This window comes from Haloarcula rubra (genome assembly GCF_019599465.1).
GTDB lineage: Archaea > Halobacteriota > Halobacteria > Halobacteriales > Haloarculaceae > Haloarcula > Haloarcula rubra.
In genome coordinates this window covers 119987-146518 of sequence record NZ_RKLR01000008.1, presented here as the reverse complement: position 1 = coordinate 146518, position 26532 = coordinate 119987, and the positions used below count along the sequence as shown (strand labels likewise).

Annotated in this window: 24 protein-coding genes; 13 read left to right on the top strand and 11 right to left on the bottom strand. The window is 56.1% G+C overall.

Annotation, left to right across the window (positions count from 1 at the left end):
* The 4 genes from EGH21_RS17495 to EGH21_RS17480 form a co-directional block, all read right to left on the bottom strand.
* Positions 1 to 828, bottom strand: a complete 828-nt coding sequence (locus EGH21_RS17495) for an IS5 family transposase (protein ID WP_220619748.1) — start codon at positions 826 to 828, stop codon at positions 1 to 3.
* Between the two features lie 30 nt (positions 829 to 858).
* Entirely contained in the window at positions 859 to 1335 is a 477-nt protein-coding gene (locus EGH21_RS17490) for a hypothetical protein (protein ID WP_220619747.1), read from the bottom strand.
* A 513-nt stretch (positions 1336 to 1848) separates the two neighbouring features.
* On the bottom strand, positions 1849 to 2298 hold the full coding sequence (locus EGH21_RS17485) for a hypothetical protein (protein ID WP_220619746.1): 450 nt from the start codon (positions 2296 to 2298) through the stop codon (positions 1849 to 1851).
* A 45-nt stretch (positions 2299 to 2343) separates the two neighbouring features.
* Positions 2344 to 3309, bottom strand: coding sequence for a hypothetical protein (locus EGH21_RS17480; RefSeq protein ID WP_220619745.1), 966 nt, complete (start codon positions 3307 to 3309; stop codon positions 2344 to 2346).
* 234 nt (positions 3310 to 3543) lie between these two features.
* Here EGH21_RS17480 and EGH21_RS17475 point away from each other — a divergent pair, with 234 nt between their 5' ends.
* The 7 genes from EGH21_RS17475 (at position 3544) to EGH21_RS17445 (ending at position 10550) form a co-directional block, all read left to right on the top strand.
* Entirely contained in the window at positions 3544 to 4332 is a 789-nt protein-coding gene (locus tag EGH21_RS17475; protein WP_220619744.1) for a helix-turn-helix transcriptional regulator, read from the top strand.
* 132 nt (positions 4333 to 4464) lie between these two features.
* Entirely contained in the window at positions 4465 to 5124 is a 660-nt protein-coding gene (locus tag EGH21_RS17470) for a helix-turn-helix domain-containing protein (RefSeq protein ID WP_425433312.1), read from the top strand.
* Positions 5125 to 5192: 68 nt separating this feature from the next.
* Positions 5193 to 6284 carry a saccharopine dehydrogenase family protein gene (locus tag EGH21_RS17465; RefSeq protein ID WP_220589742.1) on the top strand — a complete coding sequence of 364 codons (1092 nt, stop codon included), beginning with the start codon at positions 5193 to 5195 and terminating at the stop codon, positions 6282 to 6284.
* A 252-nt stretch (positions 6285 to 6536) separates the two neighbouring features.
* Positions 6537 to 7796, top strand: coding sequence for a multicopper oxidase domain-containing protein (locus EGH21_RS17460; RefSeq protein WP_220589743.1), 1260 nt, complete (start codon positions 6537 to 6539; stop codon positions 7794 to 7796).
* Between the two features lies 1 nt (position 7797).
* On the top strand, positions 7798 to 9048 hold the full coding sequence (locus EGH21_RS17455; protein WP_220589744.1) for a ZIP family metal transporter: 1251 nt from the start codon (positions 7798 to 7800) through the stop codon (positions 9046 to 9048).
* Between the two features lie 24 nt (positions 9049 to 9072).
* Positions 9073 to 9495 carry a cupredoxin domain-containing protein gene (locus EGH21_RS17450; protein ID WP_220589745.1) on the top strand — a complete coding sequence of 141 codons (423 nt, stop codon included), beginning with the start codon at positions 9073 to 9075 and terminating at the stop codon, positions 9493 to 9495.
* A 107-nt stretch (positions 9496 to 9602) separates the two neighbouring features.
* A complete protein-coding gene (locus tag EGH21_RS17445; protein ID WP_220589746.1) occupies positions 9603 to 10550 on the top strand; it encodes a metal-dependent hydrolase in 948 nt (315 codons plus the stop codon).
* A 166-nt stretch (positions 10551 to 10716) separates the two neighbouring features.
* Here EGH21_RS17445 and EGH21_RS17440 read toward each other — a convergent pair whose 3' ends face one another.
* The 4 genes from EGH21_RS17440 to EGH21_RS17425 all read right to left on the bottom strand — a co-directional run bounded on the left by EGH21_RS17440 (position 10717) and on the right by EGH21_RS17425 (position 16058).
* Positions 10717 to 12111 (bottom strand): arylsulfotransferase family protein, encoded by a 1395-nt coding sequence (locus EGH21_RS17440; RefSeq protein WP_220589747.1) that lies wholly within the window; start codon positions 12109 to 12111, stop codon positions 10717 to 10719.
* Between the two features lie 415 nt (positions 12112 to 12526).
* Positions 12527 to 14896: a heavy metal translocating P-type ATPase gene (locus tag EGH21_RS17435; RefSeq protein ID WP_220589748.1), complete on the bottom strand. Its 2370-nt coding sequence runs from the start codon at positions 14894 to 14896 to the stop codon at positions 12527 to 12529.
* A 59-nt stretch (positions 14897 to 14955) separates the two neighbouring features.
* Positions 14956 to 15705, bottom strand: coding sequence for a helix-turn-helix domain-containing protein (locus EGH21_RS17430; protein ID WP_220589749.1), 750 nt, complete (start codon positions 15703 to 15705; stop codon positions 14956 to 14958).
* Between the two features lie 65 nt (positions 15706 to 15770).
* Positions 15771 to 16058: a DUF7967 family protein gene (locus EGH21_RS17425; protein WP_220589750.1), complete on the bottom strand. Its 288-nt coding sequence runs from the start codon at positions 16056 to 16058 to the stop codon at positions 15771 to 15773.
* Positions 16059 to 16450: 392 nt separating this feature from the next.
* Here EGH21_RS17425 and EGH21_RS17420 point away from each other — a divergent pair, with 392 nt between their 5' ends.
* The 5 genes from EGH21_RS17420 (at position 16451) to EGH21_RS17400 (ending at position 23301) form a co-directional block, all read left to right on the top strand.
* The gene (locus EGH21_RS17420) at positions 16451 to 17440 is read left to right on the top strand and encodes an arsenic resistance protein (protein ID WP_220619743.1); all 990 of its coding nucleotides are present in this window, start codon (positions 16451 to 16453) and stop codon (positions 17438 to 17440) included.
* Between the two features lie 391 nt (positions 17441 to 17831).
* On the top strand, positions 17832 to 19178 hold the full coding sequence (locus EGH21_RS17415; RefSeq protein ID WP_417936052.1) for a hypothetical protein: 1347 nt from the start codon (positions 17832 to 17834) through the stop codon (positions 19176 to 19178).
* 296 nt (positions 19179 to 19474) lie between these two features.
* Positions 19475 to 20074 (top strand): YbhB/YbcL family Raf kinase inhibitor-like protein, encoded by a 600-nt coding sequence (locus EGH21_RS17410; RefSeq protein WP_220619741.1) that lies wholly within the window; start codon positions 19475 to 19477, stop codon positions 20072 to 20074.
* Positions 20075 to 20218: 144 nt separating this feature from the next.
* Positions 20219 to 22873, top strand: a complete 2655-nt coding sequence (locus tag EGH21_RS17405; RefSeq protein WP_220619740.1) for a heavy metal translocating P-type ATPase — start codon at positions 20219 to 20221, stop codon at positions 22871 to 22873.
* Positions 22870 to 23301, top strand: coding sequence for a DUF7996 family protein (locus EGH21_RS17400; protein ID WP_147439938.1), 432 nt, complete (start codon positions 22870 to 22872; stop codon positions 23299 to 23301). The genes EGH21_RS17405 and EGH21_RS17400 overlap by 4 nt, the downstream gene beginning before the upstream one ends.
* Before the next feature lie 420 nt (positions 23302 to 23721).
* Here the strand turns inward: EGH21_RS17400 and EGH21_RS17395 are convergent, their stop codons facing one another.
* The 3 genes from EGH21_RS17395 to EGH21_RS17385 form a co-directional block, all read right to left on the bottom strand.
* A complete protein-coding gene (locus EGH21_RS17395) occupies positions 23722 to 24000 on the bottom strand; it encodes a DUF7521 family protein (protein WP_121512958.1) in 279 nt (92 codons plus the stop codon).
* The gene (locus EGH21_RS17390; protein ID WP_121512959.1) at positions 23997 to 24374 is read right to left on the bottom strand and encodes a winged helix-turn-helix domain-containing protein; all 378 of its coding nucleotides are present in this window, start codon (positions 24372 to 24374) and stop codon (positions 23997 to 23999) included. Before EGH21_RS17390 ends, EGH21_RS17395 begins: the two co-directional genes overlap by 4 nt.
* Before the next feature lie 137 nt (positions 24375 to 24511).
* Positions 24512 to 25489, bottom strand: a complete 978-nt coding sequence (locus tag EGH21_RS17385; protein ID WP_220619739.1) for a transcription initiation factor IIB — start codon at positions 25487 to 25489, stop codon at positions 24512 to 24514.
* Between the two features lie 357 nt (positions 25490 to 25846).
* On the opposite strand from EGH21_RS17385, the gene EGH21_RS17380 reads away from it, so the two are divergent.
* The gene (locus EGH21_RS17380) at positions 25847 to 26497 is read left to right on the top strand and encodes a CPBP family intramembrane glutamic endopeptidase (protein WP_220619738.1); all 651 of its coding nucleotides are present in this window, start codon (positions 25847 to 25849) and stop codon (positions 26495 to 26497) included.
* Positions 26498 to 26532: the final 35 nt, after the last annotated feature.

Here is a 26532-nt window from a genome sequence, read left to right as displayed (position 1 = left end):
TCACGGTGTGACGGCTCGCTTGATGTTGTGAACGATACATTTCACGACGATTTCTCGGAACTCACGAAACCACGCTCGCGCACGCACGGCGTCGCCGAGCGTGCGTTTGATCGTCGAGAAGACGGTCTCACACATCGATCGCTGGCGGTAACGAGGCCCATCGACCCGCGCGTTATGCGCGTGGTCGATGGGCCGGAAGATCCGATGCTTGATCAGTGGTCTCACGCCCTCCTCCCTGAGTTTTTCGCGTAATTCCATCCAGTCGTAGCCCTTGTCGGCGGCGAGGCTGGTCAGGTCGCCCGCGTTGCGGCGGGCGACCTGCCAGCCGAGCTGCGTGTCGTGCGGTTTCCCGGTCGAGCAGTGAACGTCCAAAATCGCTTGCGTTTCTGTGTCAACCAGCGCGGTCGTTTTGAGCGTCTGAACGCGGTAATTCGTCCGGCGACAGTAGTGTTTGCTGGCGGTTTCGCGGTCGAAAAACGTCGCGTCGATTGCGGCGTGACCGCTCGGGTCGTGCAGCTCCGACGAGAGTCGGAGCAGCACTCGCCACAGCGCCGTCTTGAGTCTGTCAAACGCCTTTACTAACGTCGAGTGATCTGGGAGATCGGCCTCGACGAGGCCGATCTCGGCCAAAATTTGTGGCATCTCGCTCAGCAGATCAAGTGTCTCCCGGTACGATTTCTCCAAGTACACCCGCAGACAGTGCAGCGACACAACCGCGTAATCGGCGAAGCCGCCACCCCCTTCGGGGGCGGCGACTTCGCCTCGCCCACCAACAGCATTTTTAGCTAACGTGACCGCTTTCTGCGTGAAGCGGGAGATCTTCGACATGAATCATCGCCGATTTCCCGCTTCAACTCCCTAGTTCTGACGGTCGATTCCGACGCCGTCTAGTGATTCACCAGAGCCGATCGCACGGAATGATGTTCCAATCGCGAACGTGAGTGTTCCCAGAAGTACTGCTCCACCGATGAGGAAGGCGATAACGATCCAGAGCTGAATATCAGCGACGAGCTGATCCATCGCCCCAGCAACAATATAGAGGATGGCCACAGCAAGAGGAACAGCCAGCGAAAGAGCGACGCTTGAGAGGTATCCCCCGTGGCGGTATGCAGCGAGTATCGCCATTCCGAGCGACAACGTCATTAAGCCCCCACCGCCGCCAATAGCAATTGCGTCGGCGACCTCAGGCTGGGTTGATTTTAATCCACCAGCGACGGCGAGGCTTGCTGGGATGCTGAGTAACGCGAGGACGAACAGCCCTCCGGCGTACTTGAGGTATCGGTTCGTGGTCGTGTCCCATCTACCAACACGGGCATGACTAATGGGATCAATCATCGTTTGTGTTGTTAAGCTCGCTCGTGTCAAAAGATTGCTTCCTTATTACACTTACCAGCATTTGTGTTCGGTTACGGTCCCTCATCCCGTCGACGGCCGATACAACGCTGTCGAGAACGCTGATTTCGAGGCACAGCTCGGGGGATTCCGATTTTGGAGGCCACCCTGGCTGGATTCAGACCAAATCGTCGCTGTCTATCGATTCATATTCTTAACCGAACACGGATGCACTTACCAGTTCACGCAAGCTGCGTAGTCATCGTTTGCCTGCTTACACTGATTCCAGTCTTCTGTGTTGTTGAGATTGATACTTTCGACGTCGCGTTAGTGTTGTTCGACCATCCGTGTTCGGTTGAGAACACGAATCGGCAGACGGCGATGTCATCGGCTGAATCCGCTCCAATTCCCGTTCGAGTTCGGATCCGAGATGAGTCTCGTATCCAGTATTCTCAACGACTCCGTATCGCTGTTCACGGGAGAAGGAAGCGTAGCCGAACCTGAACGGTGTAGGGATTAGCGGGCAACTGTTACACTTGAATGTTGGAATATACGTCGTGCCCCAGTACCAACGAGCCACGCCATTACACCGGCCATGAGTGTGATTACGACATAAGTCAAAAAGACGGGCACGGCAGGCGAATCAGTGTACGGCCTGATGCCCATCAAGGTTTGTACTTCGGTGGCGAGAGCAAACCCAAGGAGTACAGAAAACACAAGTGTGACACTCACGAAGAGATTACCACCAAGATATGCGTTAATTCCTGCGCTGACAAGCGCAAGCACGACTAACCCGACGACAATAAGGGGTACAAGGAGTTCGGTAGGTCCAGATAATGAGGACGCATATGAGCTTCTGTTAACAATCGCCGCGCTAATTGATACAATAAACATTAAAACACCCATACCACCTGCCAGCGTAAGCATCCGTCGCATCGGGTCGGCGGGGGACTCTTCTGTGGACATAACTCGGTTATTGATTTGTTTTACAAATAAATATGGCTTTCGAGCCTACCAGTTGATATAGCCAGCGTACCTATCGTTAGAATCCTTACATCCGCTCCAGCTTCGAGCGTTATCGAGGTTAACTCTCCCGACCGTGGCGAGAGTGTTATTTCGCCACCAATCCTTTAGCCGACTCTCAGGCGGATCAAAGGTAAACGTTCCGTAGATATCGCAGCCATATCCGTGACCGTATGGGTCGTGGTGGATTGAACCAATTTCAAATTGCCCATCAGATCCTCCAAAATTGGAACGATGTTGCCACATACGGACGTGATCCTGTTGATCCCCACAGAAATTCTGTGTGCTGACCTGCGCGTCTTGTTTAATAAAATAGCTATTATACAGGTCAACATAGTGGATGTATCGATCTTCCGCACAGATTCCCGGATCATTCCACCTAGAGGATGATTTCATCTCGTTGTAGACATCAATGAATGAGTTGTAGGGGGTTTCCCAGACAACATTGATTGGTGCCGACTTCGTGTATTGCCCGCTGCCACTCTTTTTGTATTCCCAGATGGGGCCTGTATACTCAGACTTCGACCGAATGCTGGCCTCTTCTCCTATTTCTGCTGCCAGTTGTTTTTGATAGTGTTCCCTCCATTCGTCTTCAGTTCCGACGAGTTTGTCAAGCTCTGACCGGTAGACTCGTTTTCCTTCATCGGGAAACTCATGTCCGGTTGCCTCTTCGAGCTGGTTTCGGTCCATCTCTAGATGTTCAAAACGGATACGACGGGAACCGTACCGCTCCTCGAGATTGGAGCTGATATACCACTCTTCGTGAACAATCGTATCCTGATTAAATGTATATTCGTTAAGTATATTTCCGCGAGCACGGACTGGCCCCTTTCCAGAAGATGCTTGAGCAGAGCCTACGCTCGAAAACCCTACTCCTCCAAGTATACCAGCGGCACCAAGTTGTTTTAAGGCGGTTCGTCGACTAATTGTTTGCCTGTATTGGTCATCTGGCATGTGGATACACCACATCCGCCACGTACTCGGCAATTGTATTCATCTCACCGACTGATGAATTTTTCATGCGAGGGAGCCTCTCCCCATTGGTTGCTACCCCCACCCCAGTCCATACCCCCATCCCCCCACGAGGTGAGACCCTCCCCCACGCCATGGATGTCACCCACATCGGCTGGTGTTTAGTTAATCCTCTTTGAGACGAGATTAAAGATGCTCCACTCGTAACACGCATGTATGCCCCGCCCATCCGGTGGCGATCTCGACCTCGCCACCGTCCTCACCGAGCGACGCTCATACCTCCGCGCCCTCATCGAGCAGCCTCGCTCGAAACGCGATTTAGAAAGCGCGGTAGCCTCCTCGCGGTCGACGCTGGACCGTGCCCTCCGCGACCTCGCTGATGCGAATCTCGCTCGATACGAAGATGGAGTCTGGACACCCACATTGCTTGGCTGGTGTAGCTACCGAGCGCAGGAAACGTATCGTGACCATCTCACCACACTCGCCGAAGCAGCCCCACTCCTCAACAACCTCCCGGTCGACGGTTCGGTTGGCTGTGCGTTCCTCGACGACGCTGACGTGTACGAGGCTGACCCAGCGATGCCGGATGCAGTCATACAGACGCTTCTCGAGTCGGTTGAGCACGCAACAGAGGTGTGCGCCGCTACTCCAGTCGTCGTTACTGGCTTCGCCGAGGAGTTCTACGACTGCGTACGGATCGGCGACAACTACACGCTGGAGATGGTCCTGCCAGCCAAGGTGTTTGAACAGGTCTATGTAGCGTTTCCAACGCTCACAAACGAGCTGATGAGCGACGGGAACGTGCGTCTGTATCGAGCGTCGATCCCGTTTTCGTTCGGGCTCTGGATTGCGGATGCGGACGAGGTTGGAATCGTTGTCTTCACCGAGCAAGGGCTGGGTGGCATCTTGGTGAACGATACCGACGACGCGCTCGACTGGGCGACAGACCAGTATGAACGCGCGAAACAGGACGCCGAGCCGGTCTTCCTCCGAGGCCGCCTCTGAATAGGAGAGAACTTACCCCTCCAATTTTTGATTCAGTTCTAGATATTTTGAATAGAAGGCACGCATCAAATCCATCCTCCGAAGTTGTGGGAAGTTGATTACTTCGGAGTTCGGGAGTACAGAGCCAACCCTGTGGATCATCCCTGGATCTGCTTTCCGTGCAGAGAAAGTACCGCCTCAGCCGGTCGCAGACCCTTTAGTAACAATCGTGAGCTGCTCGCTAGTGATATCTGCAAGACTGAGACGGTTCATAAAATCGCTGCAGTTGAGCGATTAGAGGAGACATCGGAGACAATCGATAATACCGCTGGCGAACTCTCGGAAGAAGCGACAGTGCTAGAGTTCGAAATTACACAAGAAACTGGACTGGTGTATCTTGAGTACCAGCCGTCGCCGTCAATGACGAGCATGTTCGATGTCCTCGCCGCATACTCACTCATCGTCGTGCCACCGATAGAGTACACAGACAACTATGGCAAGCGTGGCATTCGACTCACAGTGGCTGGCACCGAGTCCGCGATTACTGCTATCTCTGCAGAGGTGCCCCACGGAATCGAATTGCATCCCGAACAAGTCGGGGAATACGTCCCCGAACGGCCTGGGCTATCGGGCCTGTTGACTGATCGGCAACAGACCGTGTTCGAGGTTGCCGTCGAGGTCGGGTATTACGAAGTCCCACGGGAAACGACGCACGAACAGATCGCTACCGAAGTCTATCGGTCCCCGGCGACGATCTCTGAACAGCTCCAGCGCATCGAATCAAAATTCCTGCTCCAGTATCTCGGTGACTAAGTAGATTTTATATATACTCCAAGAATACTCGGGATTAAAGCTACTAGCAACCGTCCTAAATTGGGAGTATGACTGCTACCGGTGACGCGATTCTCGTTGTCGGCGGATACGGGACCATCGGCCGCACGGTCTGTAATGAATTGGCCAATAGCGTGTCAGAAGAGGTTATTGCGGCTGGCCGTTCCCCCGAAAAGGCACATCGCTTCGCCGACACTATTGCAGGAGTGAATGCTCGTACGCTCGACGTGAACGAGGAGTCATTCGATGAGTCCCTCGCTGGCGTCGGAACGGTCGTCATGTGTCTCGATGCAGCGGACGCCACGTTCGCCAGATCTTGTTTCGAGCGCGGTATCGACTACGTCGACATCTCACCGGACGATTCACTTCTCCGAGACATCGAAACAGCCGATGGCATCGCCCGTAAGAACGGATCTACAGCTGTCCTCAGCGTGGGTCTGTCCCCAGGAATGACAAACCTGTTTGTTTCCGATGCGGCTGCCGAACTCGATACCGTCGACAGGGCCGACATCACGTTGCTCCTCGGTCTCGGCGAAGCATTCGGCCCGGATACGATCAAATGGACCGTCGAAGACGCGTTCGGGCGCTTTTCAGTGCAGAATTCCGAGCAATCAATTTCTGTGACTGGTCTCACGGAGCCGCGAATGGTCAGGATTCCGGAGTGGGGGCGACGGCGGGCGTATCGAGCGAATCTCGCGGATCAACAGGTGCTCGCCCGGACTACGGACATCCCCACGGTGGAAAGCCGACTCTGTTACGACTCTCGTGTTGTCACCCGCTACCTGGCAGCGTTACGTCGGACTGGGCTGTTCCAGCCGGTCGTGTCGATGCTCGGCGTCAACATTATCGTGAAACTGGCCGACACCCTTCCGGTTGGTTCCGACGAATCGGTCATCAAGACGGCGGTTCGCGGCTCGAAGAACGGTCGCCTCAGCCGCATCGAACAATGGGTTCGTGGGCCAGACCAGGCCCGCGCGACGGCACTCGTTGCAGTTCAAGTTACATCGGAACTGGTGGGATCGTCACAACCAGCGGGCGTCTTGCACATTCAGGAACTGTTCGACAGTTCGCCGTTCGTCGAGACGCTACTGGAGGGAAATTACGAAGTTGGCCGTACACAGCAGCAGGGTCGAGTATCCTGAGGTCACGGTTGAGGTAGCCCCACCAGAACAGGTCCTCGACCTGATAATCGAATTCGGTGGCGAGCTTCAGGGCTAGTTCAAAACTCGGGTCTACCGGTCACACTCTCACTGGGGCTTCAAACCAAACATATTGAGGCCCATCAGACCGAGTTTTAGTTTAGACTCATTCTAACTTTAGATGGGTCTAATTTATATGTTGGGCGAGGAATAAGCGTACATGGCTATGCTAAGGCTTGACCAGCGGAGGAGATCATGCCATCGATAGATTACAACAGCGCAGCGAAGGTCACAGAACGCCTCGAAGAGCGACTGGTCGAATCACTCACCGGTGAAACGAACGTCAGTCGCCGCACCGTCCTCGGCGGTCTCGGTGTTGCCGGGAGTGCAGCAGTTGGACTGGGGAGTTCCCGAGCAAGTGCCTCGTCCGGTCACGACGATGAAGACGAACACGGTAACTTCGGTGCGGTGGGCGAATATCGAGATTTGAATTTCGATCCGCATGAGTTTCTCACCGCGTTCAATACAGGAGAGAGTGGGCAGGATAACATTCCTCAACAGGTTTACGAAGAGGACGGCCGAACCGTACGGGAATTCGAGTTCACTGCCGTCGACACGACGATAACTATCGCGCCGGGCGTCGAGTTTCAAGCGTGGGCGTACAACGGCCAAGTGCCGGGTCCGACGATCCGCGCCGTCGAGGGCGACCTGATTCGCGTGGAGTTTACGAATCTCGGACGACACGCGCACACGATTCATCCACACCTGAAGAACCTCAACCCGCGAATGGACGGGATTCCCCAGAACGGCCCCGGCGTCCTTGATACGGGTGAATCCTTCACCTATGAGTGGATCGCCCAGCCCGCCGGTACGCACTTCTATCACTGCCACTCGCTCCCCCTGAAAGAGCACATCCATCGCGGACTCTACGGCACGATCATCGTTGATCCGGACCCCGACCGCGTCAGGGAAAACCCACGCGATTACGTCAATTACCCCGGTCCGATTACCGACGACTTCCGGGCGCAGCTCGTCGAAGAGGCAAAGAGCCGGAATCACGAGTACGCCGAAAACGACGCCGTGAACGAGATGGTGATGGTGATGAACTCGTTCGATACCAACTTCGACGGCGGAAACGAGGTCTACGCGGCGAACACACGGGCGTTCGGATATGGAGTCGGTGACACCGACGGACAGGGCAACTGGACGGCGGGTGAGACGAAACGCCCCATCCAAATCGACAAGAATGAACGCCAGCGCGTGTACCTCTCCAATGCGACGGAGTTCGATCTCATCAATTCGTTCCACACGCACTCGCAGTTCTTCGACTACTACGACCACGGGACAACGCTGACGCCGACGAGCAAAACCGTGGACACGATTATGCAGTGCCAAGCACAGCGCGGCATCATCGAGATGGACTACTCCAACCACGAGCCAGGACTGTACATGTTCCACGCCCACCAGTCCGAGTTCGCCGAACTCGGCTGGATGAGTTTCTTCGAGGTGGTCTAATATGACGGACAAGACACGAGATTCGACGACGGACGGTGGTGTACCAGCCGAGAACGAGAGCATACAACCGCTCGGGCTTCCGCGATGGGTCAGCGCGTTACTCCCGATCGTGTTGCTCGTGCTCGTCCTGGGCTTATTCGCGTTCACATCACCGCTCGCCGGTGTTCAGAGCGGCACCCCGCTCCCAGACGTGACGGTCACGCATACGACGCTTCCGAGCGACGAAACGGTCGTACTGCACGTGACGAACAACGGGCCCGAATCCGTGACGATATCACAGGTCCTCGTCGACGAAGCCTACTGGGATTTCCGGGTTGAAGGAGCTGGTGGTGACCAAACGCTCGCCCCGATGGAAAGCGCACAGATTGTGATCCCGTATCACTGGAATCCGGGATGGGATCTCGAAGTCGCTCTCGTACTGTCTGACGGGGCGACGTTCCATAACACGATCGTCGCTCCGAGTCAGTCACCCGGGTTTAGTCTCAGTCTGCTCGGAACGCTGGCAGTCATCGGGCTGTTCGTCGGCGTAATCCCGGTCGCCTTGGGGATGCTCTGGTTCCCCTACATCAAGACGATGAGCGATCGGTGGCTACACGCCGTGCTCATATTTGCGGCCGGCGTACTGGGCTTCTTGGCGTTTGACGCCGGGTTCGAGGCGTTCGAACTCGCCGAGCGGGTTCCAGGCGCGTACGAGGGTAACCTCTTGGTCGTCTTCGGAATCTTCGGCGCTCTTCTCCTCGTCCAGGCGATCAGCGCGTGGCGTGAGGGCCGCGTCGCCGCTGGTGATAGCCGGGCGAGCAGCGGCCTCTGGATCGCCTATCTGGTCGCGGTAGGAATCGGCCTGCACAACCTCGCGGAGGGGCTTGCTATCGGGAGTTCGTTTGCACTCGGACGTGTGTCACTCGGTGCATTCCTCGTAATCGGGTTCATGCTTCACAACGTGACGGAAGGTCCGGCTGTCGTTGCGCCGGTCGCCCGCGGGGAACGTCCGGCGCTCAAGCACTTCGCCGCGCTCGGCGTCATCGCCGGGGCACCCGTCATCCTCGGTGGCTGGATCGGCAGCCTCGCCTACTCACCGACGATCGGCGCCTTCTTCCTCGCGATCGGTGTTGGCGCTATCCTGCAGGTCAACTGGGAGATTGCGAGCATGGTTCGTGATGCAGGGGGTCGCGTGGCCAGTGCCACGAATCTGCTTGCATTTCTGCTCGGACTCGGCATTATGTACGTGACCGACCTTTTCGTGGCGCTCTAATAAGCACTACCCATTTCTGTTACAATGTCACTCGAAATCTACGATCGGCGAACGGTGTTACGACTCAGCACTGCCACCATGGCGACGCTCAGCACGGCTGGGTGTTTGGGTGGACAATCCTCGTCGGTACAGACCGTCACGATGCCCGGCGACCTCAAATTTGACCCGAAGACCGCGATGATCAAACCTGGTGGGTCGGTTACGTGGACGAACGAGAGTGAGATCGAGCACACGGTTACGGCGTATGAAGACGAGATTCCAGACGCGGCGGCGTACTTCGCAAGTGGTGGCTTCGAGTCAGAGCGTGCCGCGAGGAACCGGGTCTCCGAGGGGCTCATCGCTCCGGGAGAGAGCTACGAGCAAACGTTCGATCAGCCGGGAACGTACGGGTACTTCTGTATCCCACATGAGGGGTCTGGAATGGTCGGGACAGTGCGAGTGAGGTAAGCGGACAACCGACATTCAATTCTCCAAGCCGTCGTCGTCCCTATTACACATATGGTTGAGGCACTCACTCATACTATACTTATCTTCCGTGACGACGTACAAATGGTATGTTCATCGGACATTTTCTGGCTGCGTTCGCCATAGCGGCGAGTGTCGCCGTATGGCGGGGATGGCCAGAAGAGCGCGCGCTTGCGGTCGGGGCGGTGGCTGGCTCGTTCGCGACGCTCCCAGATATTGATATGCTGTACGCCGTAGTTGGGCTTGTCGGAAGCCTGGAAGGCGCCTTCGTAACCTCCGACGCGTTCTGGGCTATCGCAAACGAGATCCATCGCGGGGCCACCCACTCGCTGATCGTCGGTGTCTTCGCAGCAATCGGGTTTGCCGCTTGGCGCGCTCGCGATGGCTACAATTCTGGGGCCGGCACACTCGGTGGCCTCATCCTCGGCGGCCTGGTCCTCATCGTGACGGTCGTCGGCGGGATAGCTCCGGGCGCTGTGGTCGCCGTGTTCGTTCTTGCTGGAGTCGGGTTGGTTACATTTGCCGAGCGCGTCGGTCTCGGCCCGAGAGCCGTTCTCGGTGCTGGAGCCCTCGGGCTCTTATCGCACCCGTTCGGAGATGTGTTAGCCGGCCCGTCGCCGGCGTTATTCTATCCACTTCCTACCGAATCCGGTGTATTGAACGGCCAGATTATCCTCAACCCCGATCCGACACTACATCTTCTCACCGCCTTCTTCATTGAGCTCACGATTATTTGGATGGGACTCTTTGTCGTTGCACAACTGCGAGGATGGCGCCTCAAACAGCACATCAACCGGCGTGCAGCGCTCGGGGTTGCTTACGCAAGTGCGATTTTCGCGATTCCCGTACCGACTGTTGAGACAGCATCACCTTTCGTATTCACCGTCCTCACAGTCGGTTTTATCGGCACTCCGAGTCGTTCGGGTTGGCGAGAAGATAGATCGATTCAGCTGATCGATGCTGTTGCGACTGCGCTTGCTGCCATTACGCTCGCGGCCGCCGCGTACACCGTGACATATCTAGTGCTCCTCGGGTAGTCATACAGTCCCTTGAGAGATGGTCGATCCTGGTCGTGTGAAAATCAAGCTTGTTGTGAACCGGGATATATTAGACATGGAAAATCAACGTTTTCCATTCATTTTCTAGTTCTGACAGTCAAAACCGTGCTATCCAGAGATCAATCAGAGCTGGAAGTTGGAATTGTTAAGATTGTCGTCGCCAGACTATCTCTATCCCAGCCCACAGCAGGCAACTAGTGAGGAGGACCACGAGTTCGAGGACCTCCAGAAATCCCATCCAGACCGGTGTGATGTACATAAGACCATTCAAGTATTTCCCGGGAATGAGCTGTTTAGCAATGATAAGTAAACTATCACGCAAACTGCCTGTTCGTGAGTCAAGATTCGCTTGCGTCGCACTCGGCCCACCGGCACTCTCGTCTCCAGTCCCGAGACGTTCCGCCTCGTATGGGAAAGCGATATTGACGCTCCAAACCACCTCACCTTGTTTGTCAACTTCGAATACACGATTCCCGTTCGAATCTGTAATCAAAGTGTGACCGTTCGGGAGCCGGTCGGCGTCCCGTGGCCACTGCATCCGCGTGTCTCGCCACACCCACGACTGTTCCCAGCTGTCTCCCGTTCGTTGGTACTCAACGACACGGTTGTTCTCCGAATCTCCGACGAGGACTGCGGGACCGCCACGCTCAGTGGGGATGTAATCCGGATTGTGCTGTTCGTAGAGGATACTGTAGTTGTCCTCCTCGCCGAGCGTCCATCCTTCGATGAGACCACTCCGGTTGAGGAACACGACCCGGTCCTGGTTCCGGGCACTCACCATGAGCCGGCCATCCTCGAGCACTTCGATGTCATTGATATGTGTCCAATCCTCAGGGTATGGACCACCCGTTTCTCTGGGGAATGCGCTACTGGCGTTCCACGTCCACTCGGTCTGGCCGGAGGTGGTATTCACAACGAATACCCGGTCGAGGTAGATATCTGCGACGGCCAAGTGTGTCTCGTTGAGCCGGTCGGCATCGTGGTAGCGTGTTGCTTCCTTCCCGGGGGTGGTTTCGCTCCAGACGCGCGTTACCTCGCCGGTCGTCAAGTTGACGCGTTCGTATCCGTTGCGCGTGCAAGCGTCGGTCGAGCGAGCAGCCTCATATTCGTTCCAGACTTCCTCGTCAACCCGGCGCTGGACAAAATTAGTGGTGTTTGGACAGGCCGACGGCTCGAGGTGGTCTGCGAACATATACTCTACAGTGGTTCTCGTTTCAGGTACCGGATCGACGTCCCAGTACCGCGTATGTGAGTCGTTGTAGTAGAGGATACTTCCGTCCGGGTTGAATGCGACAAGTTCTGCTCGGGCACGAGGCCCGCTACTCGCTTCACCTCGCCACGAATTTGAATCAGTCGCGACGACAGTAATATTGTCGCGAGGTTCGACGGCCTGTTGCTGTGGGTTCGCAACCCCCTGGTTCGTGAGATGGCTCTCGAAGGTATCGTTGGTTGCGCCAAGCGTATATCCGTAGGCTAAACCAATACTGGATAAACCGATTATGATGATGAAGAATATACGGAGAAAAGACTTGGATGCCACAATAGATTCTCTGACCAGAGACTAGTTGGTTATGCGTGGGTTAAGATGGGTCTTAACTTTAGAGAATCGCACCGTAGAGCACTGCAAAGGCTGTGATTCTCTTTCTGGTCGATTCTCGGATACTGGAGTGGGGAAACCGGTGTCTGAATAGCACGGGTCGAAATTTCAGCACACCGAGCCATGTTCGATGAGTCAGCGTTCTCCCCACGTTTCACGCTCCAGTTCGCACACAAGTATATCGAGTGGCCAGTCTCAAATACAGGCCAAACCTCGTTTTGCGCCCCAGTGAATCGCCTCGGGATCAAGCCTCGGGGCATTCGCTTAACCGCTTGTAAATGTGCCTAGCGTGTCGATCCACGTCATTGTGAATCGGTTCGCTGCACGCCGCGACCTATTTGATAGGTGAAGGTGGACGTCAGGTGTCGTAGGACCGGTCGGGCTCGATCCGTGACAACCGCATCGCGTTCCCGGTGACGCCGAGGCTCATTCCCATGTCGCCGACGACGACAGCGACGGCGACGCTGACGAGCCCGATCGGCACACCGACGGCAAGCAACGCCTTCACGCCGAGGCTCGCCCAGATGTTCTGCCGGATCACACCGTTGGCGGTGTGTGACAGCTCGTAGAGGTACGGCAGTTTCCCGACGTCGTCGCCCATCAGCGCGATGTCGGCGGTCTCGAGTGCGGTGTCGGTGCCAGCTGCACCCATCGCGATGCCGACTTCCGCGGTGGCGAGCGCGGGCGCGTCGTTGATACCGTCGCCGACCATCGCCACCTCGCCGTACTCCGTCTGCAACTCCTCAACGGCGTCGACCTTCTCCTCTGGCAAAAGTTCGGCACGGTACTCGTCAACGCCGACCTCCTCGGCGATGGCCCGCGCGGTGCCCTCGTTGTCGCCGGTCAGCATCACGACGCGCTCGACACCAAGCTCCTGCAGGCGCTGGACGGCTCGCTTCGAGGCCGGGCGTACCTCGTCGGCGATGGCGATGGCACCCAACAACTCCGACTCCGTTCCGACGAGGACGACCGTCTTGCCTTCACGCTCCAGTGCAGCGAGCGTGCCCTCAGCGAACGCCCCATCGTCGGACTCGGCCGCCTCTTCCGCCACGACGCCACCGTCCGTCTCGCGGCGTGCCCGAGCCAGGTCGAAACCCAACTCCTCGAAGAGTGCGGGCTTGCCCGCGTAGTACGTCTCGCCGTCGATCTGCCCGCGGATACCCTTCCCGGTGAGGCTCTCGAAGGCATTCAGGTCGGGCAAATCGGCCAAACCCGCCTCGTCGGCGCGGGCAATGATCGCCGTGGCAATGGGATGCTCGCTGCGCCGCTCCAGCCCGGCAGCACGACTGAGCAGATCGTCTTCCGTGGTTCCGCCGATCGGGACGACGTCGGTGACGGCGAGTTCGCCCTTCGTGAGCGTCCCCGTCTTGTCGAGCGCGACGGCGTCGACTTCGCCCATCGCCTCGAGGTAGTTGCCGCCCTTGATCAGGACGCCGTTCTTTGCGGCACTGGTGATGCCCGACACCACGGATACCGGCGTCGAGATGACGAACGCGCACGGGCAGGCGATCACCAGCAAGGTGAGTCCGCGGATGAACCACGTCTGCCAGTCGCCGGCGAAGCTGAACCCGTACCCGGCCACGTCGACCGAGATGGGGTCGACGATGAGCAGGGGCGGGATGGCGGCGGTCAGGATTGCAAGCACGACCACGACTGGCGTGTAGTAGCCCGAGAAGCGGTCGACGAACTGCTCTTTGTCGGTCTTCTTCGTCTGTGCGCCCTGCACCATCTCGATGATGCGCGAGAGCGTCGAGTCGCCCGCCGTCGACGTGACTTCGACTTCGAGGTAGCCCTCCTCGTTGATGGCGCCGGCGTACACCTCGTCACCTACCGTCTTGTCGACGGGAACGCTCTCGCCGGTGATCGGCGACTGGTCGACCGCGCTCTCGCCGTCGGTGACCGTGCCGTCGAGCGGGATCTTGTCGCCGGGGCGGACGACCACGGTCTCACCCACCTCCACCTCGTCAGCGGGCACTGTGACTTCCTCGCCGTCGCGCACGACGGTCGCCTCGTCGGGCGACAGCTCCATCAGCTCGCGCAGGGAGTCCCGCGCCCTATCCATCGCGTAGTCTTCGAGCAGCTCGGCAATGCTGAATAGGACGGCCAGCGTCGCCGCCTCGACGAAATAACCGATGCCGGTCGCGGCGATTATCGCCGTCCCCATCAGCAGGTCGATGTCGAGACTCCGGTTCTTTGCGGAGTAGTACCCGCTGCGGACAACAGGGATGCCACTGGCGGCGACGGCACCGAGGAACAGGACGTCGGCGACATGAAGCGGGTAATCGAGGACGCTCGCCACCGCGACGTTCTGTGTCATTAGGAGAAACTCGAAGAGGAGGCCGAACGTGACGAGTGCCGCGCCGAACCACGTCTTCTTCGCGCGCGGACTCGTCCAGACCTCCGACGGCGGCGCGATGTCGACGCCGTCGCCCTCCTCCTCTTGCTCACCGTTATCGGAATCTGACCCTCCAACGACCTCATAGCCGGCGGACTCAATCGCGTTGACCACGTCGGCCTCACTGGTGCGATCTGGATTGTACGTGATGTTGGCCGTGCCGGTCGTTGGCTGGAGCGTGGCGTCGACGATGCCGTCGACGCGCTGGAGGCTCTTGTCGACCTTCTGGGCGCAGGACGGACAGTCCATCTCGGGAACGACGAGGCGAGCGGTCAGCTCCCGTCGCTGGCCGTCCCCGCTCGCGTCCCCCGCTGCGTTCGGATTCTCTGTCATTACCTCACTGTAGGGGCGTCAGTTCGATAAGCCTTAATTGGAATATTCCAAACCGAGAATCAGCGTGTTGCCGGGGTCTCTTCGGGCGACTGTTCGCCGGCGACGTGCTGCTTCGCCAAGTGTTCTTCCGCCCGACGGAGTCGGTAGGTGAGCGTCGACCGCGGCACGTCGAGATGCTCGGCCAACGTGCCGACATCGACCTCTCGGGGCGACTCGTAGTACCCGTGTTCGACGGCTGCTTGGAGTGCAGCCTCCTGCTCCGGCGACAGGACGCCATGCTTCTCGTCAGCTCCCCCCATCGACGCCGTCGTCTCCGCGGTTCGGAGCATCTCCATCTGAGCGCAGTCTCCGACGGCGACTTTGAGGGCGTCGAAGAACGCGGCCATGTCGCCCTCTCCGGAGTGGATGAGCCGCCACGTGTAGTGGCGGCCCTCGTGACGAGTCTCGAACAGCACGCCGTCACCGAGGTGGTCGCGGGCGATGTGGGGGACGGACGCGCAGGTGGGGGTTCGCTCCCAGTCGGAGTAGAGAACTAGCGTGTCGTCCGTGCTATCGAGGACGCGGGTGGTCTGGGTTGCACTGCAATCCTCGGTAGCCAAACAGTCGGCGTAGTAGTCGCTGGTGAGAAAGGCATCCTCGATGGCGTCGAGTGCGTCCGGGCTGCCGCTGGCGTGGTCGACTCGCCAGAGCTGCTCGGCAGTAGCGTGCAGCGAGAGCGAGCGGACGCGGGCGTCGGGATGGTCGGCGAGGGCGTCCGCGACCCTGTTACACCCCGGCTCGTATTCGAGGGCGAAGACGAGTTCGCGCATACTCACACGTAAAGGGTGGCTGGATATAACACGTCGGCTCGGAGCTTCCATCGTACTGGTTAGAGTCAGATCACGTCGTCGGGGTCGTGTACCTCCTGCATTCGTTGGGCCTCGGCGGCGTACTGCTCCTGCAGATCGGCATCGTTGACCGAACCGAGATTGTCCGGCTCGGTATCGACGGCAGCCGTCGTGTCGCGGACGTCGGTGAAGGAAGTGAGCGCCCGCTCCTTGCGGTAGTACTGTTCGCCGTCTGGGGTCGCATAGGTGAGGATGATAAGGTTCTGCTCGTCGTCGGAATACGTCCGCTCGACGAGCCAGACGCGGACACCGTTCGAATGGGAATCGCCGGGCATAGCTGCTTGTTCACTCTCGGGTCGGAAATGGGTAGTGTTGGAAGTGTAGCTAGAGTTGACTCGTTTACGGTGAAGTCTATGATATCTGTCGCATCTGTGACTCATTCCTCCTGTCCCGAATACGAACCATTGGTCTATACTGACAGTTGTGAGGTGGCTATCAATGGAAACTTACGCCTGTCTTCTTAATATTTCAGCACATGAGTGAGCTCTAAGACGTCTTCACCGGTGCTAGTCCGGTCTTTGCACTTCGTCGGGTATCAGTGTTCGATATCCTGACTGGTCTGCCGGAGGCAAACGATTCGTTCGATCCGTCTCCGTACCGGTCTTGGTTGTCCTCGGGGTAGTGACCGCTCTGGGAATCATGATTCGCTAATGATTCAAATCAATCTATGACACGACTCTCGAAACAGTGGGTTCAGCACAATCAAGTCGGTATCTACTTCGTTGCCGTCTTACTAGCGATCGGAGTCGGCCTCGGACTTCCAAGCGCGAGCTCTCTCTTGGAACCGTTCATCAATCCCGTGTTGGCTGTCCTGTTGTACGTCACGTTCCTCGAGATACCGTTTGTCCAAATCCGGCGGGCCTTCCGGAACGCCCGGTTCATGGCGGCTGCGCTCGGGATAAACTTCGTGGTCGTGCCGGTCGTCGTATTTGGCCTCACGCAGTTCCTGCCACAGGAGCCGGTGATTCTCGTTGGCGCGTTTATGGTGTTGTTGACGCCGTGTATCGACTACGTCATTACGTTCACCGAACTTGCCGGCGGTGACGCCGAACAGATTACTGCCGCGACTCCGGCGCTGATGCTCATCCAGCTGTTGTTGCTCCCGCTGTATCTCTGGCTGTTCATGGGCCAGCAGGTGGCCGAATTCATCGAGGCAGGGCCGTTCATCGAGGCGTTCGTCGTCATTATCGCGCTGCCGCTGACGCTCGCATGGGCGACTGAATACTGGGCTGACCGGTCCGAGCGCGGCGCTCAGTGGCAGAACACGATGGGCTGGTTTCCGGTTCCGATGATGGGGGCAACACTGTTTGTCGTGATCGCCTCCCAACTGCCGCGCGTCCAGGATTCAATCGGACAGATCGCGTCGGTCGTCCCGATCTATGTTGCGTTTCTGGTCATTATGCCGTTGCTCGGTCGGTTAGTGGCTGGAGTGCTCGGGATGGGAGCTGGCGAGAGCCGGGCCCTCGTGTTCACCTCTGTCACACGGAACTCGCTTGTCATTCTTCCGCTGGCGCTCGCGCTGCCATCGGGCTATGGGCTCGCACCAGCGGTGGTCGTTACTCAGACGCTCGTCGAGCTGACGGGTATGGTGGTCCTCACGCGAGTCGTCCCGGCGTGGTTGGTACCGGAAACCCCCCAATCAGCCCCTTTAGTGTGATGTTGGATGAATCGATAGTGGTTGATGTATCAACTGCGAGGTCACTCGGGATGAACCACTTCCCTCGGCGTACTCATACATCCAGCCCCTGCTTGAGCTCGCTGTCCCATTAGGTGGGAATCCGCCTGAGAGTTTTATTTGGTACCACTATATCTCCCGAACATGTCCAAAGTCGGATGTAGCCAAGACGAATCCAACACTACACAGGGGACTATCTAACGCGACACATGACGACCAAACTGTTGGGCCAAAGTACCGCTGTAAAAAATAATAGACTGCGTGAAACACTCGAATCTTTTTGCTGTGAGATATGCACGTTTCGATTGATGAGTCCCAGTAGAATATATCAACACCAATGATGAGAGAAAACCAGCAACGGATTACGCAACTAATTGTGAGCGTCCTGCTCTTAATTCTTGCAGCTGGGACAGTCTCTGCTCACGGAGCAAGTCTCTCAAGTGGTTCACGTGAACCCATACGCGTTCCGACATGGCTGTTTCTGAGTACGGGCGGAGCGGCAGTCGGGGCATCTTTTTTGTTAGCCTCCTTTGTGACAGATAGACAATTTATCAGACAGCTCCATCAGTGGGGCTTCCCGATTCATGCTGAGAACAGTCACGTGGCTGTTACTGCGGGTCGTGTACTCGGGTTGGTGGGCTATGTTACTGTCCTGGTCATCGGATTCATCGGTCCCTCCACACCACAAACCAATGCGGCGATACTTCTTGTGTGGGTTGGCTGGTGGGCGGGACTAGCGATGACAAGCTATCTGGTTGGGAACACTTGGCAGACTCTCAACCCACTTTCTACCATCGCACTGGTGCTGCCCTCACTAAATCGACGCTATCCCGACTCGTACGGGGCATGGCCTAGCGTAATTGGACTCTTGGCGTTAATCTGGATCGAGGTCATAAGTCCATTAGCTGCTGACCCACAATTACTCGCTACCGCTGTGGTCGCGTACAGCGTAGTGACCCTGTTTGGTGTCGTTATCTTTGGACGGGACACGTGGTTTGACAAGGCGGATCCCGTAGAGAGAGTATTCCGCTACTACGGTCGTGTGGCACCCATCGGAAAAACTGGACGGAAAATTAAATTTCGGTTGTTCGGTATGGACCTTTCCGTTCCCCGTTTGGTAGACGATTTCGATGAAGTCGCATTTATTATAGCGTTGCTGTGGGGGACAACCTTCGACGGATTCGTTACGACACCTGGGTGGCGTACCCTGACGGAACCTCTTGTCGCAGGTGGTTTCCCTCCACAAGTACTGTATCCGGTAGCGCTCCTCGCTGGCTTTGGCCTCTTCTTTGGAATCTACCTCATCGCGGTTGAACTCAGTCGACGAACTGCAGAGACCTATCTCCAGTCACGCATGGTGGCAGTTCAGTTTGCTCCACCATTGCTTGCAATTGCTGCTGGGTATCACTTCGCTCACTATCTCGGGTATTTTCTTGAACTCGCACCAGCTCTCTGGTTGGCACTCCTCTCACCGTTTTCAGATCCCGGCACAGTCCCAGTATATCAACCGCCAAGTTGGTTCGGTGGAGTTGGTATTGCGGCCGTGGTTATTGGCCATCTAGTTGCTATCTGGGTCGCACATGCGGCGGCCTATGACCTGTTCCCCAGTCGGATTCAGGCGATCAGGTCACAGTATCCGTTTATCGCGGTGATGGTGTTCTACACGATGACCAGTCTGTGGGTCATCACTCGCCCCGAGGTGGCACTTCCATACATATGAGCAATCACGAATATACAATCGGAGAGGACCAATCGCCCCATCTGTGTGAGTACTGCGGTCGTCCTTTCAGCCAGCAGGAGTGGCTAGACTTACACCGGGGGCTAGAGCATCCTAACGAATTATCTGAGGAGCATATTTCAGCGTTTCAGACAGCGTACGAGGCAGAGGAAGGAGAACTCGGACGATTCCGCCTCCGAGCTCTTGGTGTGCTTATACTGCTGTATTTTTGCTTGCTCATGGTTTACGCGCTTGTCTGACCTGATACATACGACAGAACCCTCTAAAACGACAATACAATGAAACTGACTCGACGACGACTGATACAGACGGCCAGCGCCTCAATTACAGGACTGATCGCTGGATGTGCAAGTCGAACAACCGATACGCAACGCTCATTTAGTATCTCGAGTCCTGCCATGGAAAACGGGGGGACACTCCCAGCCCGGTACACGTGTGATGGGGCTGGAGAGTCACCCCCGTTCGAGATACGGAATCACCCGGATCCGACAGCGGCACTGGCGATTACCGGAGAGTACGACCGTGGGCCGATAAATGAGCCAGTGTTCTGGTCGATATGGAATATCCCTCCTGAGCGGACCACGATCCCCGCCGGTATACCGCGGACACCGACTGTAGAGACACTGGGTGGTGCTCCTCAGGGTCGACAGCGTGGCGGTGAAGTAGGATACAAAGCACCGTGTCCACCGCCCGGCCAACCGTACGAGCACCGATTCCAACTCTATGCACTCGGTGAGATATTGGATATCGAGGCGGGCACGAAACATGACGACGCCGTCGAAGCGATCGGTAGTTCTGTCCTTGCCAGTGCTCGACTAACTGTAACTTTGCAGCGGTCCGAGAGGACGTCTGAACGAACGACCCAACCGATGGAATAGCGACGGAGAACACGGAATCTCGAAAACGAGATCTTATCGATGGCTGTATTATTAACTTATGCGCATATTGTTAATAGTATCTATTGTCATATGCGGCTTTTATAACAGCTAGTTTAATAAAATACGATTGTCTAGAATTCGCTAATGACCTCATCAGACGAGAACAGTGACGAGTCAGATGAAACAGACGACTCGCATGAACACGATCATTCACATGACCATTTTGATCGTGAACATTCAGAGAGAGATGAAGTATCGGATCCTTCGATAGCCCATGATGGAAGTGTGGCACAGCTCTCAGTGCCCGATATGGACTGCCCGTCGTGTGCGGGGAAAGTTGAAAACAGTGTTAGCAAGGTCGAGGGAATCAAAGAAATCGAGCCACAGGTGACGACAGGAACTCTCACAGTAACATACGAGGCCGACATCACGTCGACGGAGGCTATCACCGAGCGCGTCGAGAAAGCTGGCTACACTGTCGAAAACAGCGACGAGGTCACGGAGAAGTTTTCTGTCCCAGAAATGGATTGTCCGTCCTGTGCGGAGAAGGTCACGAAGGCACTGGACAGTCTCGACGGCATTGCAACGGCGGAACCCCACCCGACGACTGGGAAAATCACAGTCACATACGATTCTGCAACCGTGACGGGTTCAGACATCAGTGCCGCCATCGAGGGCGCAGGATACGAAGTTACAGATACGACCGCACAGCAGGGTAACAAAGATAATAGCGAATCTGGTGACAGTATCTGGCGAAGCCGCCGGGCTATCAAGACGTGGATTAGTGGTGTGTTCCTCGCCGGTGGACTCCTGCTGGAATTCTTCCTACCCGGGGAGAATATACAGGTCGCGAGCCTCCTCGGAAGCGACCTGGTGTTAGCTGACGCCCTCTTTCTTGTCGCGATTGCGCTCGGTGGCCACGAAATTCTCCGCAACGGGTATTACTCGTTGCGAAATAGGAACCTCGACATTGATCTGTTGATGTCCATTGCGATCTTGGGTGCCCTGGTGGCAAGTGTTGCATTCGGGGAGGGTCTCTATTTTGAAGCAGCGACGCTTGCGTTCCTCTTCAGCGTGGCCGAACTTCTCGAGCGCTACTCGATGGACCGTGCCCGCAACTCGCTGCAAGAGCTGATGGATCTGTCTCCGGATGAAGCGGTCGTCAAACGCAACGGGGGCGAAGAGACTGTCCCTGTTGCGGAAATAACGGTCGGTGACATCGTCGTCGTTCGGCCAGGAGAGAAGATTCCCATGGATGGCACGGTCGTAGACGGGGAGAGTGCGGTGAATCAGGCACCAATCACTGGCGAGAGTGTTCCAGTGGATAAGAGCGAGGGTGAAGAGGTGTACGCCGGGACAATCAACGAAGAGGGGTATCTCGAAGTGGAAGTCACCGCTACGGCGAGCGATAATACCCTCTCGCGTATCGTCGAGATGGTTGAGGACGCCCAGTCGAACAAAACCGAGCGCGAACAGTTCGTCGAGCGATTCTCCGCGTACTACACACCTGCTGTCGTCGCTTTTGCTATCCTCGTCACGATTGGGAGCCCCTACGTTCTCGGCACGACGTGGCCAACAGCTATCGTCTACGGGCTTACATTGCTCGTACTCGCCTGCCCCTGTGCGTTCGTCATCTCGACGCCAGTCTCGGTCGTCTCGGGCATTACGAGCGCGGCGAAGAACGGCGTGCTGATTAAAGGCGGAAACCATCTCGAGGCAATGGGCGAAGTCGACGCCGTCGCATTCGATAAGACGGGGACACTTACGAAGGGAGAACTCACGGTAACTGATGTCATCCCCCTCAATGGAAATTCCGAGGACGACGTCCTTCGGTGTGCCCGTGGCCTTGAACAACGTAGCGAGCACCCTATCGGAGAAGCAATAGTCGCGGAAGCAGACGGTGCAAGCGTCGCAGAGCGCGAAATCTCGGATTTCGAGAGTATCACCGGTAAGGGGGTTCGGGCAGAGCTTGACGGGACCGATCACTTTGCCGGGAAGCCCGGCCTGTTTGAAGAACTTGAGTTCGATCTGTCACACGTTCACGCGACCACCGATGGGGGCGTGGTTACCGACACAGCCCAGTCACTATGTGACCGGCATAATTGCTTCGATTTGCTGGAAGAGACGGTCCCAGAACTCCAGAGTGAAGGGAAGACTGTGGTGCTTGTCGGGACAGACGAAGAACTAGAAGGGCTCATCGCCGTCGCCGACGAAGTCAGGCCAGCAGCGAAACAGACGATAGCCCGACTCCAAGACCTCGGCGTCAAACGAACAGTGATGCTAACGGGAGATAATGAGCGGACTGCACAGGCTATCGCCGAGCAGGTGGGTATCGACGAGTTTTACGCAGAACTCCTTCCGGAAGATAAGGTCACTGCGATCGAGAAACTCACCGATGAGCACGACGGTGTCGCGATGGTTGGAGATGGTGTAAACGATGCCCCTGCCCTAGCCACCGCTACCGTAGGCGTCGCTATGGGCGCCGCTGGGACGGACACGGCACTGGAGACGGCCGATATCGCACTAATGGGTGATGATCTGGGCAAGCTGCCGTATCTCTACGAACTGGCCAATGACGCTAACGGCGTTATCCAGCAGAACATCTGGGCCAGTCTCGGAGTCAAGGCCGCACTGGCATTGGCAGTACCGTTTGGTTACGTCCCAATTTGGTTGGCAGTGCTCGCCGGCGATGCAGGAATGACGACTGCCGTCACCGGGAATGCAATGCGCCTCTCCAGAATTCGTCCACCAGAAGACAGCGGGGCTGAAACGATTTCCAGCGGAGGTTCACACCGATGAGTAGCACATCCGAAGACACCGAACAGAGTCCCACTGCCGATGAACAATCTGGACTCCCCTACGGACCATTTCTTGTCCTGCTTAGTGCCACAGTCGTCGCTGGTTCGGGACTGCTAGTCTACACCATGGAGCAGGCGAATCTCCCTTTAGTGGCCGATTTTGTGTGGATACTCGGCTATGGTGTCGCAGTTTGCATTATATGGGTTGTCTGGCTCCGACCGGTAGAACTCGTTGGGCCGGCAGGTCGAGAGACGGGCGATAGTTCTAAAAACGAAGATACAACTGCCGACTCATCAGCTAAAGACGGCCCAGAATGGGAAATATCAGGATGGGGCGAGTTAGCAAAAGTACCGAGCGAAAAAGGAGGAGACACTCAAAATAACACCCCGGAAAGTGTAGATACTTCATCTTCAAAGGACATCGAATAATCCTGAACTACCACTCCTTGATTGTGTGTTCTCATCAAGTAGACCTCGCTAAGTAAGAGATGTAAAGAGTGTTATAGAACAGTTCCACACACTGTAGTGTTCGCATTGCGAATCGTTCGATACAGTTGACCTATTGTCCACACGCGTCGGCTCTACGCGACTCTACTTCTACTGAACCGATAGAGCGTGAACGCGAGAATAACGAGCATGAGGAGAACGCTTCCCCAGACGACCGGGCTGAATCTGCTCATAGAGATAATGTCTGGATTCGTCGATAAACACTTTGTGCCAGCATCAGGTTCGCATGCTCGTTCTAATAGCTAGTTCACCTAATTGCGGATGCAAACAACACCTTGGGAATCGTTCTATAACATCATCGGGGATGAAACCTATTAAGCTCAATCCAGTCGCCGAGAAAATTCACTGCTGGATGTAGAGTGAATACATGATTACAGCAAGACCAGCAGCGACGAAGACACTATTTGCGAGCACGCCGACTGCAAGTGAGACGGCAAAGAACTGATTGGCGATACCCGAGAGAAACGCTCCGAAGGTAATAATTCCGAATCCGACACCGAGCACTCGTAACGAGGGGGAATTAGTATGCCGATAAGCCCTAAACGCAATATAGGTAATTGCGCCACCAAGGAGCAAAATCACCAACTTCACGGCCGCAATTGCGGTCAAAACAGCGTTCACAGCTCGTCACCCATCTTGGACCAGATATCTGCAAGCCGTTCGTCCGTCGTCCGCTGGTCTCTGTCAACAGCGACGGAGAACTCACCAGACTTGGTCATGGAAATGGTGATATCCTCGAAGTCCCGTTCATACTGCGTGACACGCCCACCACCAGGATTTATTTGATCCCGTTCTCGAACGAGAGATGCCGTGCTCAATAGGTCCAGTTTTCGGTACAACGTTGATTTAGGGATGTCACACGCTTCGGTAAGTTCTGTTGCAGTCATAGGGTCAACTGTTTCACGGAGGATTGCTTGACAATCTGGGTCATCTAACGCGTCAACAACAGCCTGAAAAGGGGGTGTGTCGACGGTAGAACCCGGATTGTCACCCATTTGCTGTCTGCCTCGTTTTTTTGCGAGAGAAGATGTGAGTTTTGTTATGGCGGTATTGAATGCTAATCGACCATCGGTGTATTCGATACAACTCGGTGTGTTCAGTCGCTGAAAGGGTCTCGAACATGCAGGCACTGTTATTGATGTTCCGCGTATACTTCGAGGAGTTCTTGATAGCGACTCCGGATAGTCGTCTGGCAGATGTGACAGACGTTACTCACAGTCTCTTGTGTTAACTGCTCGTTCGTAAGGTGGGTAGAAGCATACAATGCTGCGGCCGCTAATCCGGCTGGACTCTTCCCACTTTGAATCGCGTTTTGAGTCGCTACTTCTAGAATGTCGCGAGCCACTCGCTGTGCTTCCTCACTCACATCGAGTGCAGAAGCGAACTGAGGCAAGTATTCCGTAGGATCCTCGGGTTCGAGTGTCAGTCCGAGCTCACGGGAGAGATATCGATAGGCCCGTTGGATCCGAATCTCTTCGACTCGACTGACATCAGCAAACGCTGAAAGGGGACGGGGCATTCCCTGTTGCCGCGCGGCTGCATACAACGCTGCTGTTGACATGCCCTCTATTGACCGCCCCGGGAGTAGATCCTCTTCGGCTGCCCGCCGGTATAGTACACCAGCAGTTTCACGAACAGATTCCGGGATACCTAATGCGGATGCCATCCGGTCGATTTCCCCGAACGCCTGTTTGAGGTTCCGTTCAGTGGCGTCCTTGGCCCGAAATCGTTCGTCCCACGTTCGAAGACGCTGTAAGCGTGCCCGCTTCCGAGCAGCTATGGCTGCCCCATTGGCATCTTTGTCCTGCCAGCTGATTTTTGTACTCAGTCCCTTATCGTGCATCAGCTTAGTTGTCGGAGCGCCTACACGACTCTTTTTGCTGTTGTCGCCAGCTTCGAAGGTTCGCCACTCTGGTCCTCGATCGACGAGAGCTTCCTCGAAAACTAACCCACAGCTCTCACAGGTCTGTTCACCGTGAGCCTCGTCTTCAATTATACCACCACCACACTCTGGGCAGGCTTCGATGGCAGAGCCATCGCGCTCTGGTTCCTGCTTCTGGGACTCATGTTCACGGTCACCGCTGGTCCGTGTAGTGATATCATCAGACATCGTTACGTCCCTCCGGAAGTCATGGTGGTCCTTATCACACAGAAGGTGCCCGTATCGTATGAACATGCGGCGGTGTCCCAGTTGGTAGGAATCCGAGGTGCCACTATAGTATTGAACTGTGAATTACTGACTGAATTTGTTGGCCCAAAAATCGTGCTATCGGCGCATTACAATGTCTCAGAAACAGGCTGACAGCAGAGTCACTGATGATTCTCGCCAGATGTATAACCATGGCAAAAATAAGCAGTTGCTAGATGGTGGGGTTGCATTTTGAATAACACATCCGGGTTCGATACAGGAATCCGTTCTGTCGCAACTGCAATCGGACTGACTTTTGTCCCAATCGTTATCGGGTCGATGGTAGTCCTTGGAGCCTCGTCAGTGCTGCTTGTGGTCGGAATCGATGTCTCATCACGGCCATCGCTACGGCTACTCCTGAGTACAGTTCTACTGCAGGGACTCACCTTTGGCGGCCTTGCACTCGTATATCTCAAAATTCGAGGGCTCGGATTCGGATTCGTCCCCGTTTCGGTACCCAATAAGCGTGATATCGCAGTCACAGTCGTTGGGACAATCGCTCTTATCCTTCTTCTGTTGTCAGTCTCAGGAATAATCTCAATACTGGATATCGAATCAGCGCAGAACACCGTTGTTACCATCGGTCAACAGAACCCAGTCGTGTTTCTCATTCTCATCCCGCTCTCGTTTCTGTTAGTGGGCCCAGGTGAGGAACTGCTGTTCAGAGGACTCGTTCAGGGGACACTCGCAGAGTCACTCCACCCCACAAGAGCAGTGATATTGGCAAGCGCACTGTTCGCATCAATCCACCTCTTCTCGTTGTCGGGCGAGGGGAAACTTGTCTACATAGCCATTGCCTTTATTTTGGCACTGGTCTTGGGTGGCGCATACGAGTACACCGGCAATCTCACCGTCCCAGCCCTGATGCACGGCGCGTACAACGCATTACAGTTCGCAGGTGCATATATTTCTTCGACAGGTGGATTCTGATAGCTCGTATGTGCCTCCTTCTTCTACACGGTGAA